This is a genomic window from Variovorax sp. SG517 (assembly GCF_013376045.1).
Classification (GTDB): domain Bacteria; phylum Pseudomonadota; class Gammaproteobacteria; order Burkholderiales; family Burkholderiaceae_C; genus Variovorax.
Map to the genome: position 1 here is coordinate 507,210 of NZ_JABMJG010000003.1, position 19,641 is coordinate 526,850.

The 19,641-nt window shown below is 69.4% G+C and carries 21 protein-coding genes; 11 read left to right on the top strand and 10 right to left on the bottom strand.

Features of this window, described 5'->3' with window-relative positions; genetic code table 11:
• Window positions 1-156: 156 nt before the first annotated feature.
• Entirely contained in the window at window positions 157-822 is a 666-nt protein-coding gene (locus FHT32_RS11635; protein WP_176664773.1) for a DUF1345 domain-containing protein, read from the top strand.
• Between the two features lie 18 nt (window positions 823-840).
• Here the strand turns inward: FHT32_RS11635 and FHT32_RS11640 are convergent, their stop codons facing one another.
• Genes FHT32_RS11640 through FHT32_RS11650 form a run of 3 tightly spaced genes read right to left on the bottom strand, consistent with a single transcriptional unit; the run spans window position 841 to window position 3,948 of the window.
• Complete coding sequence (locus tag FHT32_RS11640; RefSeq protein ID WP_176664774.1) at window positions 841-1,794, bottom strand: DMT family transporter; 954 nt, start codon at window positions 1,792-1,794, stop codon at window positions 841-843.
• Between the two features lie 45 nt (window positions 1,795-1,839).
• Entirely contained in the window at window positions 1,840-2,337 is a 498-nt protein-coding gene (locus tag FHT32_RS11645; RefSeq protein WP_176664775.1) for a methylated-DNA--[protein]-cysteine S-methyltransferase, read from the bottom strand.
• 6 nt (window positions 2,338-2,343) lie between these two features.
• Window positions 2,344-3,948, bottom strand: coding sequence for a DNA-3-methyladenine glycosylase 2 family protein (locus tag FHT32_RS11650; RefSeq protein ID WP_176664776.1), 1,605 nt, complete (start codon window positions 3,946-3,948; stop codon window positions 2,344-2,346).
• A gap of 113 nt (window positions 3,949-4,061) precedes the next feature.
• Here FHT32_RS11650 and FHT32_RS11655 point away from each other — a divergent pair, with 113 nt between their 5' ends.
• Entirely contained in the window at window positions 4,062-5,444 is a 1,383-nt protein-coding gene (locus tag FHT32_RS11655; RefSeq protein ID WP_176664777.1) for a phosphomannomutase/phosphoglucomutase, read from the top strand.
• Between the two features lie 12 nt (window positions 5,445-5,456).
• Window positions 5,457-6,848, top strand: a complete 1,392-nt coding sequence (locus FHT32_RS11660) for a 3-deoxy-D-manno-octulosonic acid transferase (protein ID WP_176664778.1) — start codon at window positions 5,457-5,459, stop codon at window positions 6,846-6,848.
• 37 nt (window positions 6,849-6,885) lie between these two features.
• On the opposite strand, the gene FHT32_RS11665 is transcribed toward FHT32_RS11660, so the two are convergent.
• Genes FHT32_RS11665 through FHT32_RS11680 form a run of 4 tightly spaced genes read right to left on the bottom strand, consistent with a single transcriptional unit; the run spans window position 6,886 to window position 10,244 of the window.
• On the bottom strand, window positions 6,886-8,436 hold the full coding sequence (locus FHT32_RS11665) for a TolC family outer membrane protein (protein WP_176664779.1): 1,551 nt from the start codon (window positions 8,434-8,436) through the stop codon (window positions 6,886-6,888).
• 22 nt (window positions 8,437-8,458) lie between these two features.
• Window positions 8,459-8,803, bottom strand: coding sequence for a rhodanese-like domain-containing protein (locus FHT32_RS11670; RefSeq protein WP_176664780.1), 345 nt, complete (start codon window positions 8,801-8,803; stop codon window positions 8,459-8,461).
• Window positions 8,804-8,822: 19 nt separating this feature from the next.
• Complete coding sequence (locus FHT32_RS11675) at window positions 8,823-9,500, bottom strand: protein-L-isoaspartate O-methyltransferase (protein ID WP_176664781.1); 678 nt, start codon at window positions 9,498-9,500, stop codon at window positions 8,823-8,825.
• 21 nt (window positions 9,501-9,521) lie between these two features.
• Window positions 9,522-10,244, bottom strand: coding sequence for a TetR/AcrR family transcriptional regulator (locus tag FHT32_RS11680; protein ID WP_176664782.1), 723 nt, complete (start codon window positions 10,242-10,244; stop codon window positions 9,522-9,524).
• A 101-nt stretch (window positions 10,245-10,345) separates the two neighbouring features.
• On the opposite strand from FHT32_RS11680, the gene msrA reads away from it, so the two are divergent.
• From msrA to FHT32_RS11710, 6 genes are all read left to right on the top strand, one after another.
• Window positions 10,346-10,897, top strand: coding sequence for a peptide-methionine (S)-S-oxide reductase MsrA (gene msrA / locus FHT32_RS11685; protein ID WP_176664783.1), 552 nt, complete (start codon window positions 10,346-10,348; stop codon window positions 10,895-10,897).
• A gap of 23 nt (window positions 10,898-10,920) precedes the next feature.
• Complete coding sequence (locus tag FHT32_RS11690; protein WP_176664784.1) at window positions 10,921-11,301, top strand: hypothetical protein; 381 nt, start codon at window positions 10,921-10,923, stop codon at window positions 11,299-11,301.
• 81 nt (window positions 11,302-11,382) lie between these two features.
• On the top strand, window positions 11,383-13,491 hold the full coding sequence (locus FHT32_RS11695) for a TonB-dependent receptor (RefSeq protein ID WP_176664785.1): 2,109 nt from the start codon (window positions 11,383-11,385) through the stop codon (window positions 13,489-13,491).
• Window positions 13,492-13,648: 157 nt separating this feature from the next.
• Window positions 13,649-14,602, top strand: a complete 954-nt coding sequence (locus tag FHT32_RS11700) for an AEC family transporter (RefSeq protein WP_176664786.1) — start codon at window positions 13,649-13,651, stop codon at window positions 14,600-14,602.
• Window positions 14,603-14,781: 179 nt separating this feature from the next.
• Window positions 14,782-15,162, top strand: coding sequence for a hypothetical protein (locus tag FHT32_RS11705; protein WP_176664787.1), 381 nt, complete (start codon window positions 14,782-14,784; stop codon window positions 15,160-15,162).
• A complete protein-coding gene (locus FHT32_RS11710; RefSeq protein ID WP_176664788.1) occupies window positions 15,156-16,367 on the top strand; it encodes an OmpA family protein in 1,212 nt (403 codons plus the stop codon). Before FHT32_RS11705 ends, FHT32_RS11710 begins: the two co-directional genes overlap by 7 nt.
• Before the next feature lie 12 nt (window positions 16,368-16,379).
• Here the strand turns inward: FHT32_RS11710 and pdxH are convergent, their stop codons facing one another.
• Window positions 16,380-17,033, bottom strand: a complete 654-nt coding sequence (gene pdxH, locus FHT32_RS11715) for a pyridoxamine 5'-phosphate oxidase (protein ID WP_176664789.1) — start codon at window positions 17,031-17,033, stop codon at window positions 16,380-16,382.
• 29 nt (window positions 17,034-17,062) lie between these two features.
• Here pdxH and FHT32_RS11720 point away from each other — a divergent pair, with 29 nt between their 5' ends.
• The gene (locus FHT32_RS11720; RefSeq protein WP_176664790.1) at window positions 17,063-17,632 is read left to right on the top strand and encodes an NTP transferase domain-containing protein; all 570 of its coding nucleotides are present in this window, start codon (window positions 17,063-17,065) and stop codon (window positions 17,630-17,632) included.
• A gap of 28 nt (window positions 17,633-17,660) precedes the next feature.
• On the opposite strand, the gene FHT32_RS11725 is transcribed toward FHT32_RS11720, so the two are convergent.
• Both FHT32_RS11725 and FHT32_RS11730 read right to left on the bottom strand, forming a co-directional pair.
• Window positions 17,661-18,200 (bottom strand): superoxide dismutase family protein, encoded by a 540-nt coding sequence (locus FHT32_RS11725; protein ID WP_176664791.1) that lies wholly within the window; start codon window positions 18,198-18,200, stop codon window positions 17,661-17,663.
• Entirely contained in the window at window positions 18,197-18,895 is a 699-nt protein-coding gene (locus FHT32_RS11730) for a gamma-glutamylcyclotransferase (protein WP_176664792.1), read from the bottom strand. Before FHT32_RS11730 ends, FHT32_RS11725 begins: the two co-directional genes overlap by 4 nt.
• A 135-nt stretch (window positions 18,896-19,030) precedes the next feature.
• Between FHT32_RS11730 and FHT32_RS11735 the strand changes: the two genes are divergently transcribed.
• Window positions 19,031-19,594 (top strand): OmpA family protein, encoded by a 564-nt coding sequence (locus FHT32_RS11735; RefSeq protein ID WP_176664793.1) that lies wholly within the window; start codon window positions 19,031-19,033, stop codon window positions 19,592-19,594.
• The last annotated feature ends 47 nt before the right edge of the window (window positions 19,595-19,641 follow it).

Below are 19,641 nucleotides of genomic sequence, written 5' to 3' on the forward strand. Positions count from 1 at the left end.
TGCTTGCCGGCGAGGCTCCCTTGAACAGCGAAGACCATAGGGGCGCGCGCACCTGCCGTGGATGAGCGGAATGCCGCTGTGCTTGTAGGACTCGTGCCCAGCGCTGTTGCCGTGGCGTGACGGTGCCGCCCCTTCGCCCGGCGCTAAAGTGCCGCCATGCGCAGACACCTCTCCACCACCACCGGCCCTCAGCGTCTTCTCTACGGTGCCATCGCCGGCTGCGCCGTCGCGGCCGCGCTGATGCCGGTGCCCATGAGCGGCATGGCGCGCGGGCTCACGGGATGGTGCGCGGCGGTGGTCGTGCACCAGCTGCTGGCCTGGTGGCTGGCCTGCACCTTCGATGCGAAGCGCACGCGCGAACGTGCGCAGTCGCTGGACCAGCCCAACGTGATGATCCTGGTGTCGATGCTGGTGGTCGTGGCCATGAGCGTGGTGGCCATCGCCATGCTGCTCCAGCAGGGGAAGGGGCTGGGCGGCTGGGAGCGCGCCGGGCACGTGGTGCTGGGCCTCGTGGCGCTGGCGGGGTCATGGCTGACGATGCACACCATCTACGCCTTCCACTACGCCCACCGCTACTACATCGATCAGCGCGACGGAACGCCCGACGGCGGCCTCGACTTTCCGGGCAAGGGCGAGGACGCGCCCGACTACTTCGACTTTCTCTACTACTCGTACGTGATCGGCATGACCTCGCAGGTCTCGGACGTGCAGGCCACCTCGAAGGAGATGCGGCGCATCACGCTGCTGCACAGCGTGCTGGCCTTCGCCTTCAACATGCTGGTGCTGGCGCTTTCGGTGAACGTGGTCGCGGGCGCCGTGTAGGCGCCGTGCGATGCAGTCTCAGGCTGCGGCCTTGCGCGGCCAGCCGGGCTTGACGATGCCGGTCGACAGCGCCACCCCGCACACGATCACCAGCGCGCAGATCAGCATCCACTGCGTGATGTTCTCGCCGAGGAACACCGCGCCGTAGAAGAGCGCGAACACCGGCACCAGGAAGGTCACCGTCAGGGCGCGGGCCGGGCCGGCGCGCTCGATCAGCCGGAAGAACAGGATGTAGGCCACCCCCGTGCAGGCGATGCCTAGCGCCAGCAGCGCGAGCCATGCGCGCAGGCTCGGCATCTGTGGCGGCCAGAACAAGAAGGCGGGCAGGGCGAGGAAGACGGTGGCGCCGATCTGGCTGCCGGTGGCGGTGGTGAGCGCGGGCACGCCGCCCAGGTAGGCCCGCGTGGCGCTGGCCGAGATGCCGTAGCACAGGCACGCGCCCAGGCAGGCCAGCACGGCGAAGAGCGCGGCATTGCTGCTGGCGCCGGCGTGCAGGCCGGCACTGCGGCTGGCGAGCATCGCCACGCCGGCGAAGCCGATCAGCAACCCCACCAGGCGCCAGTTCGCGGGGCGCTCGCGGAACCAGGCCCAGGCCACCAGCGCGCCGAACATCGGCACGGTGGCGTTGAGCACCGCCGCGAGGCCGGTGTTGATGGTCAGCAGCGCGAAGCAGAAGAGCGCGAACGGCATGCCCGAGTTGAAGACGCCGACCAGCAGGCTGGCCTTCCAGTGCTTCGCGAGCGACGGCCCCTGGCCGCGCAGCAGCGCGATGGGCAGCAGGAACAGCGCTGCAATCGCCACCCGCACCGCGGCCGTCGGCAGCGCGCCGAACTCGGCGGCGCCGATGCGCATGAACAGGAAGGATGCGCCCCACAGCGCGCCGAGCAGCACGAGGTCGATGAGCCAGGCAGTGGGGGCGAGGGGCTTGGCGGCGGTGGTTGGCGTGGCGGCGTTGTTGTTCGTTGTGCTCATGAGTCCTCGGTCGTTCTCTTCTTTTCTGCTGCACACCCGGATGGCTCAGATCGCCTTTTCGAGCTGCAGCAATGCTGTCTTGCGTTCGAGCCCGCCAGCGTAACCGGTCAGCGAGCCGTCCGAGCCGAGCACCCGATGGCAGGGCACGATCACGCTGATCGGGTTGCGCCCCACGGCCGCGCCCACCGCGCGCACCGCGGCCGGGTTGCCCACGTTGATGCTCAGGGCTCCGTAGCTGGTGGTGGCGCCGGTCGGAATGGCCAGCAGCTGCTGCCACACGCTCTGCTGGAAAGCCGTGCCGTGCGACAGGTCGAGCTTCATGTCGAAGCTGTCGCGCCTGCCGGCGAAGTAGTCGCGCAGTTGCGCGCCCGCCTCGACCAGCGCGGGGTGGTCGTCCTTCGCGATCCAGCCGGTGGTGTCGGGCCAGTGGCGCTGCTGGTCGAACCAGACGCCGGCCAGTCCCTGGTCGGTGGCCGCCATCGTGATGCCGCCCAGCGGCGTGTCGATGTGCGATGTGTAGATGACTTTGCTCTTGAACTTCATGACGCTTCAGGCTGCGACGCCTGCCGTTGCAACAAGGGGAGAACCGGCGTCGTTCGCCGGAACAGGAGAAGGGGCCGCACCGGGCGCATGCCAGGCCCGCAGTACCGCGTAGCTGCGCCAGGGCCGCCAAGCCTGCGAGGCCTCGCTGGCGGCGCGGGCGGTGGTCACGCCCAGCGCCTTCTGCAGCGCGACGTCGCCGGCCGGAAAGGCGTCGGGCCAGCGCAGCGCGCGCATCGCGATGTATTGCGCGGTCCAGGCGCCGATGCCGGGCAGCTCCTGCAGCGCGGCGATGGTGGAGGGCACGTCGGCCCCCGCATGGAGCGCCAGCTTGCCGGAAGCGACTTCGCGCGCGATGGCCTGCAGCGCCGTCTGCCGTTGCCGCACGATGCCGAGCCGGCCCAGCTCGTCGCCGCTTGCGGCGGCGATGGCCGCTGGCGTGGGAAAGAGCCGGTTCAGCCCTTCGACGGGCGTGGCCAGCGTTTCGCCGAAGGCCTCGACCAGCCGCGAGCCCAGCGTGCGCGCCGCGGCCACCGTGATCTGCTGGCCCAGCACCGCGCGCACCGCGAGCTCGAAGCCGTCGAGCGCGCCGGGCACGCGCAGTCCGTCGCCGTGCGGGAAGGCCGCGTGCAGCGCCGCATTGATCGCCATCGGCTCGGCGTCGAGGTCGAACAGCGCGCGGGCCCTGCTGATGACGATGGGCAGCACCGCGGCCAGCGAATCGCTGACGGACAGCAGCATCTGCTCGCGCTCCATGTCGAAGCGCAGCTGCAGCCAGCCGGCGTGGGCCTGCCCGCCGTGCTGGATGCGCAGCGTGCGGGTCAGCTTCGAAAAGACCGGCGTGCTGCCCTTGGCGGGCTCCTTGCCGTCGGCCGTGGAGACGACCTCCACGCCGCGCAGCGCACGGCGCGCGAAGAAGCCGAGCATCGCGTTGGCGTCGTAGGGCGGCCGCAAGCCCAGCCGCACCTCGATGGCCCTGCCTTCGCCGCCTTCGGCGATGGCGCCGCCGGCCCGTCGCAGTGCGCTGGGGTTCAGTCCGTAGTGCTCGAGAAAGGCCGCGTTGAAGCGCCGCACGCTCGCGAAGCCGCTGGCCAGCGCCACCTGCGTCATCGGCAGTCGCGTGTCGGCGATGAGCTGCTTTGCGGCCAGCAGGCGGCGCGTCTGCAGGTATTGGAGGGGCGAGACGCCGAACTGCGCCTCGAAGATGCGCCGCAGGTGGCGGTCGCTCACGCCCAGGCGGGCCGCGATCTGCGCCGCGCCGGGGCCGTCTTCCGACCAGGCGTCGGGCTCGTCGATCAGCCGCGCAGCCTGCTGCGCGAGGATGCGCGATGCGTCTTCGGTCGACCAGGTGGCTGCGCCTGAAGCACGAGGAGCGAGTTCGGGCCGGCAGCGCAGGCAGGGGCGGAAGCCCGCGGCCTCGGCCTGTGCCGCATGGCGGAAGAACCGGCAGTTCTCGCGCCGCGGCAGCTTCACGCGGCAGACCGGGCGGCAGTAGATGCCGGTGGATGTCACCGCGGTGAAGAACGACCCGTCGAAGCGCGCGTCATGCGTCTTCATCGCCAGGTAGCAGGCGTCGCTCTCGAGCGCTTCGGTGGAGGTGTGGTTGGCGGGCATGGAGAAATGATACGGTTTCGACTCGTTTCAACTGGCCGTTTTCGGACATGTGGGCACCCTGGGCCTTGCCTACAATGCCCCGTTTACAAATCCATAGCAGGGAACCGCCTTTCATGCAGCTCAGCGCGTCGATCTTCAAGGCCTATGACATTCGCGGCATCGTGCCGGCCACTCTCGATGAGGAGGTGGCGGAAGCGCTCGGCAGGGCCTTCGGCAGCGCCGCCCGCGCGGCTGGCGAGAAGTCGGTGGCAGTGGGACGCGACGGCCGCCTTTCGGGCCCCTCGCTGGCCCAGGCGCTGATCAAGGGCCTGGTGGCCACCGGCATCGAAGTGATCGACGTCGGCGCCGTGACCACCCCGATGCTGTACTTTGCGGCCCACACGCTGTGCACGAGCGGCATCCAGGTCACCGGCAGCCACAACCCCAAGGACTACAACGGCTTCAAGATGGTGCTGGCCGGCCGCGCGATCTACGGCGACGAGATCCAGGGCCTGCGCAGGACCATGGAAGCCGGCTCCGCCCAACTCGCCCCGGGCGGCAGCGTGCGCAAGGTCGACGTGACCCAGGCCTACATCGAGCGCATCGCGGGCGACATCAAGCTGGCGCGGCCGATGAAGATCGTGGTCGACTCGGGCAACGGCATCGCCGGCGCCTCGGCCCCGGCCATCTTCCGCGCCCTGGGCTGCGAGGTGACCGAGCTCTACAGCGAGGTCGACGGCAACTTCCCCAACCACCATCCCGACCCCAGCAAGCCCGAGAACCTGAAGGACCTGATCGCGGCGCTCGCCACCGGCGACGCCGAACTGGGCCTGGCCTTCGACGGCGACGGCGACCGCCTGGGCATCGTCACCAAGGACGGCCAGAACATCTTCCCCGACCGCCAGATGCAGCTGTTCGCGCAGGACGTGCTCTCGCGCGTGCCCGGCGGCACCATCGTCTACGACGTGAAGTGCTCGCAGCGCCTGGCGCCGGCCATCGAGGCGGCGGGCGGCAAGCCGATGATCTTCAAGACCGGCCACTCGCTCATCAAGGCCAAGATGAAGGAAATCGACTCGCCCCTGGGCGGCGAGATGAGCGGCCACATCTTCTTCAAGGAGCGCTGGTTCGGCTTCGACGACGGCACCTACGCGGGCTGCCGGCTGCTCGAGATCCTGAGCAAGAGCCCGGACGCGAACGCCGTTCTCAATGCGCTGCCCACGAGCTTCTCGACCCCCGAGCTGAACGTGGCCTGCGCCGAGGGCGAACCGCACGCCGTGGTCGACAAGCTGGTGAAGAGCGCGAATTTCGCGGCCCCCGCCAAGGTCTCGACCATCGACGGCCTGCGCGTCGACTGGCCCGATGGTTTCGGGCTGATCCGCGCTTCGAACACCACGCCCGTGCTGGTGCTGCGCTTCGAAGGCCAGACCGATGCCGCGCTCAAGCGCATCGAGGCCGAGATGCTGGCGCTTCTGAAAACCGCCAAGCCCGACGCCAAGGTGGGCGAAGCCGCCCACTGAACAGCCGAGCCCGTGCGTTCCCTGCTGCTGCGCCTCTACGGCGCCTTCACCACCGTCGTGCAACCGCTGGTGCGCCGCAAGCTGCGGCGCCGCGCGGAGGCCGAGCCGGGCTATGGCGTGGCCGTGGAGGAGCGCTTCGGCTACTACGACGAAGCCACCACCGGCCAGGCCCAGTGCTGGGTGCATGCGGTCTCGCTCGGCGAGACGCGCGCGGCCGCGATCCTGATTGCCGAGCTGCGGCGCCAGTATCCGGGCGTGCCGATCCTGCTCACGCACGGCACGGCCACCGGCCGAGAGGAGGGCGCCAAGCTGCTTGAGCCTGGCGATACGCAGGTCTGGCAGCCCTGGGACACGCCGGGCGCAGTGCGCCGCTTCCTCGACCGCTTCCAGCCGCGCATCGGCGTGCTGATGGAAACCGAGGTCTGGCCCGAGATGACGGCCGCCTGCGCCGAGCGCCGCATTCCGCTGGTGCTGGCCAACGCGCGTCTCAACGAGAAGTCGCTGGCGGCGGCCGAGCGCCTCGCATGGCTGGCGCGGCCCGCATATTCGTCTCTCACGGCCGTGTGGGCGCAGACCGAAGCCGATGCGCACCGGCTGGTGTCGCTGGGCGCCAAGGTGGCCGGCATCTACGGCAACCTGAAGTTCGACGCCACGCCCGACGCGCGCCAGCTCGCCACGGCCGCCTCGCTGCGCGAGCGCCTGCCCAAGCCGATGGTGGTGCTCGCAAGCTCGCGCGACGGCGAGGAGCGCATGCTGCTCGAAGTGCTCAAGCGCTTCGGCGCGACGTCGCCGGTGCCGCCGGAGCAGGGCGCGATCCGCTCGATTTCCAAGCGCGTGCACGACGTGCAATGGATGATCGTGCCGCGCCATCCGCAGCGCTTCGACGAGGTCGCGGCGCTGATCGAGGCCGAAGGCTTCGCGGTGGCGCGCCGCAGCGCCGCCGGCCAGCCGGCCGAGGCCGAGATCTGGCTGGGCGACTCGCTGGGCGAGATGGCGCTGTACTACGGCCTGGCCGACGTGGCGCTGCTTGGCGGCAGCTTCGAGCCGCTGGGCGGGCAGAACCTGATCGAACCGGCGGCCTGCGGCTGCCCGGTGGTGATGGGCCCGTCGACCTTCAATTTCGCGGAGGCGGCGCAGCTCTCGCTGGCTGCCGGCGCGTCGCTGCGCGTCGAGGGCATGGAGCAGGCCGTGACGGCCGCGCTGAAGCTGGTCGAAAACCCCGAGCGCCGTGCCGCGATGGCGCAGGCTGCGCTGGCTTTTGCATCCTCGAACCGTGGAGCGGCCGAGCGCACGGCGGCTGCCGTGCTGGCGATTGCGCAGGCGGCCGAGCCGGTGGACACGGTGAATGCGCCGCTGGACGACGATCCGCAACAACCGCCGCGCGCGGAACCCACGCTGGACTGAATTGCCTCCGGCTCCTTCCCCCTCTGGGGGGGAAGGCTCAGCGCACCGGCGGATTCAAAATGACCGGCGGCACGGGTGCCGTCGGCATCGTTGGCGCCGGGGGATTGAACTGCGGCGTCTGCACCGGCGGAACCACGGGAATGCTCTGCGGCGCCACGGGCACCGCGGGCGAAGTCGTGCCGCGGTCGGGGCCGATGGCCGGCGGCACGGCCGGCACGCTGCCGCTGCTCGCCAGCGTCGCGTTGATCGCGTTCATGTCGTCGGTGGTCAGCGTGCCGTTGGCCTGGCGTAGCTTCAGGTTGCCCAGCAGCACGTTGTAGCGCGCCTGCGCGAGGTCGCGCTTGGTCTGGTAGAGCTGGCTCTGCGAGTTCAGCACGTCGATGTTGATGCGCACGCCGACCTGGTAGCCGAGCCGGTTGGCGTCGAGCGCGCTCTGGCTGGAGGCCTCGGCCGCTTCGAGCGCCTTCACCTGCCCCGCACCCGAGACGAGCCCGAGGTAGGCCGCGCGCGTGGCCTGCGCCACGCTGCGGCGCGTGCCGTCGAGCACGCTGCGCGACTGGTCTTCGAGCGCCAGCGTTTCCTTGATGCGGTTCTCGGTGGCGAAGCCGGCGAAAAGCGGCAGGTTGAAGGTGACGCCCACCGTGGCCGCGTTGACGCGCGTGCCCACGGTGCTCGTGCTGGTGGCGGTCGGGTTGCGGGTGACGTTGTAGCCCAGGTTGGCGTCCAGCGTGGGCTTGTGGCCGGCCTTGGCCTTGTCCACCTCGAGTCCGGCCACGTCCAGGCCCAGGCGGGCCTGCCGGATGGCGGGATGCGCCTCGTCGGCCTGCGAGACCCAGGCGTTGATGTCGGCGGGCGTCGCCGTCGGCAGCACCACGGGCACGGCAAGCGGCACCGGCACGCTGCCGGGACGGCCGACCAGTTGGTCGAGCACCACCTTCTTCACCTGCAGGTCGTTCTCCGCCGCGATCTCCTGCGCGATCACCAGGTCGTAGCGGGCCTGGGCCTCGCGCGAATCGGTGATGGTGGAGGTGCCTACCTCGAAGTTGCGCTTGGCCGAAGCCAGCTGCTCGGCCACGGCGACCTTCTGCGCGCGCACGAGCGCCAGGCTGTCCTGGCTCGCGAGCACGTCGAAGTAGGCCTGGCTCACGCGCACGATCAGGTCCTGCTCGGCAATGGTGAGCACTGCCTGAGCGATATCGGCCTGCCGCTTGCCCTGCTCGTAGGTGGCCCAGTTGGCGGGCCGGTACAGCGGCTGCGTGGCGTTGATGCCGACGTTCTGCGTGGTGAAGTCGCGCGAGGCCGAGGTGCCCCGGCCGGCGCCCGTGAGGGTGTCGATGTCGAGGTCGCTGCGCGTCACGCCGGCCGTGAGCCCCACGGCGGGCAGGATGCCGGCCTTGGCCTGCGCGGCGCGGGCGATGCTCGCGTCGTACTGGGCTCGTGCGCCCTGGTAGGTGGCGTCGAAGCCGCGGGCGGATTCGTAGAGTTCGTTCAGTGTCTGGGCCTGGGTCAGGGCCGGCGATGCGAGCAGGACTGCGAAGGTGGTTGCGAGTGCTGCGGAAAGAGGCGAAAGCCGGGGCCTGGGGGGCATTGAACGTCCTTGGGGGAAAGAATCAGTAGCGCGGGACCGATGGGTCGTGCGAGGACCAGGCGTCGATGCCGCCCGCCACGTTGGCGAGCTGGTCAAAGCCGTTCTGGTTCAGGAAGGCGGCCACGCGCTGGCTGCGCGCGCCGTGATGGCATAAGCAGGCAATCCTGAGTTCGGGTTGGCCGTCGCTCAGCTCGGCCAGCCGCCCGGGAATCTCGTTCATCGGAATCGCCACCAGGGTGAAGCCCTGGGGCGCGACGCTCGCCGTCTGCAGCTCCCAGGGCTCGCGCACGTCGAGCAGCACGGGGGCTGCGTCGGCGTTCTGCGCGAACCAGGCGGCGAGGTCGGCGGGGCGGACTTGGTCGATCATGCTTCGGTCAACCGTCTGCTCAGAACGAGAAGCGCGAGGGCTCGGGGAAATTCAGCAGGCGCGGGGCCACCGTGTCCCAGGGCTGGATGGTGTCCCACTTGCTCTCGCTGGTGCGGGTGACGAAGTGCGCGCGCATCATCGGCTCTTCGCCCACGATGGCCGAGAGGCGGCCGCCGACCTTCAGCGAACCCAGCAGGTTCTGTGGAATGCGCGCGACGGAGCCGCTGAGCACGATCACGTCGAAGCTGGGGCCGCTGGGCAGGGGCACGGCGCCGTCGGCATTGCGCACTTCGACGTTGGTCACGCCGTTGCGGCGCAGCGTCTCGGCGGCGCGGGCGGCCAGCACGGGGTTGATTTCGAGCGAGAGCACCTGGGCGGCGCGGGCGCCCAGCAGGGCGGCCATGAAGCCGGAGCCGGTGCCGATCTCGAGCACGCTCTCGTGCTTCTGGATGTGCAGGTCCTGCAGCGTGCGGGCCTCGACCTTGGGCGACAGCATGATCTCGCCGGGCACGGAGCCGTCGAGCAGCGGCAGTTCCATGTCGAAGAACGAGAGGGTGCGGTGCGCGTCGGGCACGTAGTCCTCGCGGTGGATCTGGGCCAGCAGCTCGAGGATGTCGTTGTCGAGCACGTCCCAGGGACGGATCTGCTGCTCGATCATGTTGAAGCGCAAGCGCTCGAGGGTGGGGGTGGGGTTCATGGCGTGGCTTTCCTTGTGGGCTCAGGACAAACCTTCAATTTTAGGTGCCGCCGATGACACCCCCGGTTCGGTCGGCCTTCCGGGACGCACGCTGAGGCCGTTGATCACCACTTCGGCCTGGGTCGCCAGGTACTTTTCGGGGTCGAGCGCCGCGGCGCCGTCGACGCAGACCATGGCCGAATGCTTCCAGAGCATGAGAAAGACCATGGGCGCGACCACCGAGTAGATCGCGTGGTCGACGTCCATCGGCGCGAACTCGCCGCTGTCGATGCCGCGCTGGAAGATGCGCCGCAGCAGGTCGTGGCCGGGCCGGACCACCTGCTCGCGGTAGAACTCCGCGAGCGCGGGAAAATTGGCGCCCTCGCTCATCATGAGCTTGGTCAGGCCCGAGGCCTGGGTCTTGCCGACGCGTTCCCACCATACGGTCATGCAGTAGCGCAGCATGTCGGCGGTGGTGCCCTCGAAGGCCTCGAACTCGGCATTCCACTCAGTGAAACGGCCGCCGAGGTTTTCGACGACCACGGCCTTGAACAGCTCTTCCTTGCTCGGGAAGTAGAGGAAGAGGGTGCCCTTGGAAACCCCGGCACGCGCCGCCACTTCTTCCGAGCGTGTCGCCGCAAAGCCCTTTTCCACGAACAGATCGAGCGCGGCCGCCAGCAGTTCGCCGGGGCGTGCCTCTTTCCGGCGCTCGCGCTTGGCGCGCACCGGGCAGATCTTGTCGACGAAGGAGCGGGGCGTAGGCATGTCTTAATGACTCGTTGGTTAGTAATGTAGTGACGGGCATCCGTCACGTCAAGCCGCGACAATATCGGGTTCGCCTTTTCAACCTCCGCCGGAGCAGCACCATGTCCACTTCATCGTCGCCCACCGAAACCATCGTTCTGGGCGGGGGCTGCTTCTGGTGCACCGAGGCGGTTTTCGACCGCGTCCAGGGCGTGCTCGACGTCGAATCGGGCTACTGCAACGGCCAGACCATCAATCCGAGCTACGAGCAGGTCTGCACCGGCCGCACCGGCCATGCCGAGGTGGTGAAGCTCGAATTCGACCCGGCGCAGATCAGCCTGCGCGAGATCCTCGAGATCTTCTTCGTCGTGCACGACCCGACCACGCTCAACCGCCAGGGCAACGACGTCGGCACCCAGTACCGCAGCGGCATCTACTACACGGACGATGCCCAGAAGCAGGTGGCCGAAGACGTGATCCGCGAGATCGAGGCCAGCAAGACCTACCGCTCCCCCGTGGTCACCGAGGTGGCGCCGCTTTCCAACTACTCGGCGGCCGAGGCCTACCACCAGGACTACTTCCTGAACAACCCGAACCAGGGCTACTGCGCGTTCGTCGTGGGCCCGAAGGTCGAGAAGTTCCAGAAGACCTTCGCCTCGCGCCTGAAGGCCTGACCGGCCGGCCAACCCCCTTTTCCGTGCACCTCGCCATCCGCCAGCACCGCACCCGCTCGACCCGCGCGCTCGTGTTCGCGCTGGCGGTCGCGCTGTGGTTCGCGGGCACGCTGGGGCTGATGCACCGTGCCCTGCACGTGCCGGGCCTGCCAGCCGCGGCGGAGCAGGCGTTGCAGGTCGCCCACAAGCATGCCGGGCACCAGCTGGCCGGCCTGTTCGGCGATCACACCGATGCCGAGTGCCGGCTGTACGACCAGCTTTCCCACGGCTCGGCCGCGCCCGGCGTGCCGCTGGTGGTGCTGCCGATGCTGCTGCCGTCGGCCACCTTCGCTTTCCTGCAGGGCGAGGCCATCGCCCGCTGGGTCGCGCTGTTCGACGCGCGCGGCCCGCCTTCCACTCGCTGAATCCCCTGTTCCCGATTGCTGCTGCACCCGCTTCGCGCGCGGTGGCGGTCGGTCGTCTCTTGATTCACCGAGTGTCCATTCATGACCCCCAATTTCCGTCGCAACGCCATCGGCGTTGCCGTTCTTTCGCTTGCCTCCTTCGCAAGCATGGCCCAGGCGCAGGCAACTGATGCCGCCCCGGCCGCCCAGCCCCAACCCGCCGACGCCGCGAGCCTGCGCGAGATCACCGTCACAGGCAATCCGCTCGGCGCCTCCGAACTGATCGCGCCGACCACCACGCTCTCGGGCGACAAGCTTCTGCTGCGCTCCGAATCGACCCTCGGCCAGACGCTGGACAACGTGCCCGGCGTGAGCAGCAGCTACTTCGGCCCCAACGCCAGCCGGCCGATCATTCGCGGCCAGGACGGCGACCGCATCCGCATCCTGCAGAACGGCGGCGCCGCGCCCGATGCTTCGTCGCTCAGCTACGACCATGCCGTGCCCGTCGACTCGCTCGTCACCGAGCGCATCGAGGTGCTGCGCGGCCCGTCGGCGCTGCAATACGGCGGCAGCGCCGTGGGCGGCGTGGTCAACGTGATCGACAACCGCATTCCCACGGAGCCGATCAACGGCTTCGGCGGCCGCGCCGACATGGGCTATTCCACCGGCAACAAGGAGAAGAACGGCGGCGTGGTGCTCGAAGGCGGCAACGACCGCGTCGCGGTGCACGTCGACGCCTTCAACCGCGACTCCAAGGATGTCTCGGTGCCGATCACGCTCGAATGCAGCAAGCCCGGCTCGCCCTGGACTGCGCGCAAGATCTGCAACTCCGCCAACGAGGCGAACGGCGGCGCGTTCGGCGGCACGGTGTTCTTCGACCAGGGCTACATCGGCGCGTCGGTCAGCAGCTACCGCAGCAAGTACGGCACGGTCGCCGAGGACGACGTGACCATCAACATGAAGTCCGACCGCTACGCGCTGGAAGGCGAATGGCGCCCGGGCGGCTTCATCAGCAGCATCCACGCCAAGCTCAGCCACACGAACTACCGCCACACCGAGTTCGAGGGCGGCACGCCCGGCACCACCTTCTCGAACATGAGCAATGACCTGCGCATCGAGGCGCGCCACCAGAAGATCGGCAACTTCGAGGGCCTGGTCGGCTTCAGCAGCGAGACCAACCGCTTCGCCGCCGATGGGGAGGAAGCCTTTGCGCCGCATAGCCGCACGCGCACCAACGCTCTGTTCCTGTTCGAGGAATACGGCACGTCGTGGGGCCGCCTGAGCTTCGGCGCGCGCAGCGAGCAGGTGCGCATCCGCTCGCTGGGCTATCCGGACGATCCGACGGTGACACGCTTCGCCATCGGCGAGCGCACCTTCAATCCGCACAGCGCGGCATTCGGTGCGCTGGTGAATCTCGCGCCGCAGTGGCAGCTGACCTCGAACCTCGCCTATACCGAGCGCGCGCCCAAGGACTACGAGCTGCTGGCCAACGGCCCCCACGTGGCAACGGGCGCCTGGGAAGTGGGCGACCCGAACCTGAAGAAGGAGAAGTCCACCGGCTTCGACCTGGGCGCTCAATGGAAGTCGGGCCCCAATACGGCCCGCGTGAATGCCTATGTCACGCGCTTCAGCAACTACATCGGCCTGACGGCGACGGGACGCAGCCTCGACGAGGAAGGCAACGTGGCCGAGCCCGGCGCCACCGATACGCTGGCCGAGTACGTCTACGGCGGCGTGCGCGCGCGCTTCACCGGCATCGAGGCCAACGGCAACCTGCGCCTGCTGGGCTCCGACGGCTTCGCGCGCATGGGCGATGCGGGCACGCTCGACCTGGAGTGGCGCGGCGACATCGTGCGCGCCAAGAACCTCGACACCGGCGAGCCGCTGCCGCGCATCGCGCCGCTGCGCCTGGGGGCCACGCTGGCCTACAACAACGGCCCTTGGGGCGCGCGCTTCGGCTTCGACTACAACGCGGCGCAACGCCGCGTGCCCTCGGTGGGCGCGCGCGAGACCGATGCCTACACGCTGTGGAACGCCGCCATCACCTACCGCATGAAGGTGCAGCGCGCCAACCTCACCTGGTACGCGCGCATGGACAACATCACCAACAAGCTGGCCTACAGCGCGACTTCGATCCTGACGACGACGGTGTATCCGAACGCGCCGCTGCCGGGCCGCTCGATGAAGGTCGGGCTGCGCGTGACGTTCTGATCGGTGCCTGTCTCCCTCCCCCTCTGGGGGAGGGCAGGGGTGGGGGCAAGCGGCGTCCGATGAAGCCGCAGCCATTCGAGCGCCGCCTGCCCCCATCCCGACCTTCCCCCAGAGGGGGAAGGAGCAAGGCGACTGACCCCTCGGCTATCCTCGCCGGGTGAATTCCTTCGTCATCTCCTCGCTCGTCCCCGTGGTCGTGCTGATCGCCGTGGGCTACCTGGCCGGCAAGCGGCGCTGGATCGGCGGCGGCGCGGTGAAGGATCTTTCTCACCTCATCTTCCTGCTGCTCGCGCCGGCGCTGCTGTTCCGCGCAATGAGCACGGTGCACGTCGAGCAACTGAGCCTCAAGCCGGTGGCGGCGTACTTCATCGCCTCCGGCCTGCTGTTCGCGGGCACGCTGGCGCTGCGCGGATTCAACCGCACGGCCGCGGTGATCGCGCTGGCCAACACCTACAGCAACACCGTGATGATCGGCATCGCGCTGATCGGCCTGGCCTACGGCGAGGCGGGCATGGTGGTGCTGCTCACGCTGATCTCGCTGCATTCGCTGGTGCTGCTGACCAGCGCCACCGTGGTGCTGGAGCTGGCCGTGGCGCGCGAGCAGGCCGGAGCCTCCGGCGGTGAGAAGCGTCCCTCGATGGCGCGCACCGTGATGCGCGCGCTGCGCAACGCCATCATCCATCCGGTGCCCTTGCCGATCATCGCGGGCCTGCTTTTCGCGCAGACCGGGCTGGTCATGCCCGAAGCCATCGACAAGCCGATCCAGATGCTGGGCCAGGCCTTCGGGCCGATCGCGCTGGTGATGGTGGGCATCACGCTCGCGCTCACGCCCATCGGGCGGCACTGGCGCGGCGCGCTGGTGCAGGCGCTGGTGAAGAACTTGCTGCATCCGCTGCTGGTGGCGCTCATCGGCTGGCTGCTGGGCGTGCGCGGCATTCCGCTCACGGTGATGGTGGTGGCTGCGGCGCTGCCGATCGGCGCCAACGTGTTCCTGTTCTCGCAGCGCTATCGCACGGCCGAAGACCTGGTGACGGCCAGCGTCGCCGTCTCGACGGTGCTGGCGCTGGCCACGCTCACGCTCGTGATGATGTGCGTGCAGTGGCTGCGCTGAGTCCTTCGCGCTCATCCCCATAGCCTGCCGCGCACTTTCGCGTTAGCACCTTGGCGCTTTCACGCGGCGCGCCTATGCCGTTCGGCAGGGTGGCCGTTTGGCGAGATGCCGCGCGGCCTTCCGGCCCCTACATTTGCCGGCTGATGATTCACCCGGCGCGCTCTTCGGCCCTTCTTGCTATGGCGGTGGTCGCGACGGTGATCGCGCTGCACGGCCGTCCCGTGCGGGCCGCGGATGCCGCCGAGGCCAAGCCATGCCGCACGCCGTGCCTGTCGGCGAACGTGCCGCGCGAGCCGGCCGAATCGTCCGGCGCCGGCAAGGCCGAGAAGGCGGATAAGGCGGACAAGGCGGAGGAAATGCCGTCGAAGCCGAAGCCGGCGGCCAGGGCACGCCCGCAGCCGGTCGCGCCGCCGCCGTCGGCACCCCCTCCGGTGCAGAGGGAGGCCGCAGCGGCACCGCGCCCCGCGCCGTCGAAGCGCTGCAGCGAAATCAACATGCGCGCCGCCGTCGGCGAGCCGCTGTCGGACCAGGACATGAAGACATTGAGGAGCCAATGCTGATGACGACCACCATCCAACGAGCCCGCCTGGCGCTGCGCATGCTCGCGCTGTGCGCCGCCGCCGTGCTTGCCGCGGCCTGCGCGCACCGTCCCGCGACCGGCAACGCGATGCCCTTCGACCAGGCTGTGAACCAGGCGGTGGACGACCTGATGGTGCAGACGCAGAAGCTGCCGGCATTCCTGGCCAAGGTGGAGTCGACGCTCACGCAGCGCCGCATCGTGATCGACCCGCTGCTCGAGGGCGCGAGCGGCCAGCAGACCGAGGTGACGCGCGTGGCCGAGCAGCGCATCGTCCAGCGCATGCAGGCGCAGTTCAAGCAGTTCACCGTCTCGCCCTTCAACGCCACGGAGATCGGCAACGCGCAGTACGTGCTCAACGGCACGCTGGTGCGCGACAAGGACGCCTCGGGCGCGCCCTACAGGCTGAACCTCGCGCTCACCGAGATCAAGAGCGGCGTGGTGATCGCGCAGTCGGTGACGCGCATCAGCGACGCCTCGCTCGACACCCGCCCCACCGCCTTCTTCCGCGACAGTCCGGTGAACGGCAAGGACCGCGGCGTGGAGGGCTACATCCGCACCGCCGAAACGCAGCCCGGCCAGGCCGCAGACGCCCTGTACCTGGAACGCCTGCCGACTGCCACCGTGCTGCAGGAAGCCACCGCCGCCTACGAGGCCGGCCGCATGAGCGAGGCGCTGAGCCGCTACGAAGCTGCGTCGAAGCGGCCCGACGGCCAGCAGCTGCGCATCTACAGCGGGCTGTACCTCACGCAGTCGCAACTGGGCCGCACGGCCGATGCCGAGAAGACATTCGGCACCATCGCCCGGCTGGGGCTCGAAACCAACAACCTGAGCGTGAAGTTCCTGTTCAAGCCGGGCTCGACCGACTTTCTTTCCGATCCGAAGATCAGCGCCGCCTATCCGATGTGGCTGCGCCAGATCGCGCGGCAGGCAGCGCAGATCGATTCTTGCGTGGTGGTCACGGGCCACACCAGCCGGACCGGTTCAGAAGCGGTGAACGAGCGGCTGTCGCTGCAGCGCGCGACCAGCGTGAAAGCAAAACTGGTGGGCGAGGCCCCGCCGCTGTCGAAGAAGCTGCGCGAATCGGGCATGGGGTTCCGCGAGAATATCGTCGGCACGGGCGCCGACGATGCGAGCGACGCACTGGACCGGCGCGTCGAATTCAAGGTGGTCGGTTGCGAGGCTTGACGACGATCCGCTTCACGGAGCCAGGCGCTCGCGCACCCAATCCGCGCCCTCGAGCCTGTAGCGCAGCCGGTCGTGCAGCCGGCTCTTGCGGCCCTGCCAGAACTCCCAGCGGTCGGGCACGAGCCGGTAGCCGCCCCAGTGCGGTGGGCGCGGCGGCGAGAGCAAATGCCTGGCTGCGAACACGGCGGCGTTCTTCACCAGCACCTCGCGGCCGCTGATCACTTCGCTCTGCGGGCTGGCCCAGGCGCCGATGCGCGAATCGAGCGGACGGCTCGCGTAATAGGCGTCGCTTTCATCGGCGCCGGCCTTTTCCACGCGGCCCTCGATGCGCACCACGCGCTCCAGCTCGACCCAGTGGAACTGCAGCGACGCATACGGGTTGCCCGCGAGCTCGCGGCCCTTGCGGCTCTCGTAGTTGGTGTACCAGACGATGCCGCGCGCGTCGTAGCCCTTGATGAGCACGATGCGGCTCGATGGCCGCAGGTCGCTGCCCACGGTGCACAGCGTCATCGCGTTGGGCTCGGGCACCTGCGCCTCGACGGCCTCGGTGAGCCAGCGTTCGAACTGCCTGAGCGGATCGTCGGCGCTGCGGGTCTCGTCGAGCTCGGCGCGCTCGTAGCTCTTGCGCAGCGCGGCCAGCGCGTCTTTGGAAAGAGGGGAAGTCATGCCGGGATTGTTGCGCACATACTCGGCCCATGACGACGCAGAAGGCGAATTCCCCGGTGGTGATCGTGCTGGCCTCGGGCCGTGGAGAGCGCTTCATCGCGGCCGGCGGCACCGGCTCCAAGCTCAGGGCGCTGCTGGCCGGCAGGCCGGTGCTGGAGCGCACGCTCGACGCGGTGCGCGCCAGCGGCTTGCCCTGGCACGTGGAAGACGCCGGGCACCCCGGCATGGGCGATTCGATAGCGGCCGCCGTGCGCGCCACGCCGGGCGCGGCGGGCTGGCTGATCCTGCCGGGCGATCTGCCGCTGGTGCGGCCGCAGACGCTGCACGCCGTGGCGGCCGCCCTGGGCGGCGCGGTGAATGCCGTTCAGCCGCAGTATCGGGGGGAGCGGGGCCACCCGGTGGGCTTCGCCGCCGTGTGCGGCGCACAGCTGGCGGCGCTGGAGGGTGCGGCCGGCGCGGCGTCGGTCCTGCGAGCGATGCGTGCCACCGGTTCGGTCACCGACCTCGCGGTGGACGACGTGGGCGTGGTCACCGACATCGACACGCCCGAAGCGCTGGCGCAGGCCGAGGCGCTGTGGCTGGCGCGCGAGGGCGCCTAGCCTTCCTTTTCTTCTCTGTCTTCTGCCGTCAGGGCTTCGCGATCACCGAGCAGGCGATGCGCGGGCCCGAATTGCCCGCGGGCTGCGTCGTGAAGTCGTCGGGGTCGCGGTGCACCACCAGCGCACGGCCGATCACGCTGTTGGCGGCACCCGGGGTGAGCGAGATCGAGTGGTCTTCGAGGCTGAAACGCGCCACGCCGCTGGAATCGGCCCGCAGGCTGGGCAGTTCGCCCGCATGGCTGCCCGGCGCGCCGAACTTGCCGTGCGTGCCGCCGGTCGGGTTGAAGTGGCCGCCCGAGGCGTTGCCGTTGTCGCCGCAGTCGCCCTTTTCGTGGATGTGGAAGCCGTGCTCGCTGCCCGGCACCAGGCCGCGCACTTCGCCTGCCACGCGCACGCCGTGGTCGAGGGCGGTGAAGGTCACCGTGCCGCGCGTCGGGTTGGGCGTGATCGCGGCGGTCGGCACCAGCTCGACGGCGGTGCTCGGCTTGCCGCCCATGCTGCCGCAGGCGGCCAGGAGGGCCGAGGCGAGGAGGGCGCCGCCGGTGGCGATGAGACGACTTTGGTTCATGTGTTTTCCTTGTTGGATCCGGAAGGTTGGGATGAAGACTTGTCTGCCGACCCCGGAACATATACCGGAGCCTGCGGCGCATCGCAATCAGCCGCATTCTCCGATGCGAGCTGCTGCTTCACTTCGGCCAGCGCCACCAGCCGCGCCAGCGCGGCATCGTGGATCGAATGGCGCTGCAGCTCCAGCAGCGTCTGCTGGGCGTAGTCGAGCGAGCTACCGTAGCGGCCCACGGCATTGGCGAAGATGTGGCGGTAGCGCTCGTCGCTGAGTTCGCCCGTGAAGTTGGGGCTGCGCCGCGAGAGCGTGAAGGCCAGCGCGCGCACATCGCCCTGGGCGGTGCCGCAGCGCAGCCATTTCGGGTCGTACACGCCGGTGGGCATCTCGCGCAGCCAGAGCCGGCGCAGCGTTTCGAGGCCGTCGGCCTTCGGCACGCGGAACACCATGCCGCGGCAGCTACCGCCGGACAGCAGCCCGAACACGAGGCCGGGCGTCTGCACGCTGCCGCGGTTCACGCGGCTCCACATCTTCAGCGCGCGGTGCCAGCCGTGCACCCAGGCCGGGCGGCGCTCGGTGAAGCCGAATTCGGGCCGCCATATCAGCGAGCCGTAGCCGAAGAGCCAGAGGTCCTCGTGCCCGCCCCAGTCGGCGATGGCGCGCTCGAGCATGGGCTGCGGGTCGCGCAGGGGCCTGGGCATGGGATCGAGTCCCGGCGGACCGGGGTTCGGGGCAGGGTCCGACACGGGCGTGACGGAAGCGGCACCTACAATTTCCTGATCATGGTTCACCGCACCATTATTTACCGGCCACTTCCCTACGGAGCAAGACCCCCGATGAGCGACGACGACAGCCAGCAGAACTTCATCCTCGGATTCGTCATGGCGCTGATCGCGCTGGTGATCTTCTTCGTGATCGGCATCGTGCTCTGGCACAAGGCCCACACCAACGCGGCCAACGTGGCGGTCGCCAAGCCCGCTGCGGCTGCGGTGGTGATTTCGGCGCCGCCCGCCGGCGCGGCGCCCAAGGTGGCAGAGGTCACCGAGACGGTGACCGTGGTCATCCCCGACGGCGCGAGCATCCGCGTGGTCGACGGCGTGGTGAACTTCTACTTCGCGACCGGCAGCGCCGACCTCGCGCCGGGCGCCGCCGAAGCGCTGGCCGCGGTCATCAAGGGCGTCGAGAGCGGCCGCAAGGCGGTGATCTCGGGCTTCCACGACACCACCGGCGACGCCGCCATCAACGAGCAGCTCGCGAAGAAGCGCGCCGAGATGGTGCGCGACGTGCTCGTGGGCCTGGGCGTGCCGGCCGCCAAGGTCGATCTGCAGAAGCCCGCCGTCACGGCCGGTTCGGGCAACAACGCCGAGGCGCGTCGCGTCGAGGTCAAGCTGGTCGACTGAAAGCCCCTTGCGCCTATTCCCCAGGAAGCCCGGCCACGCCGGGCTTT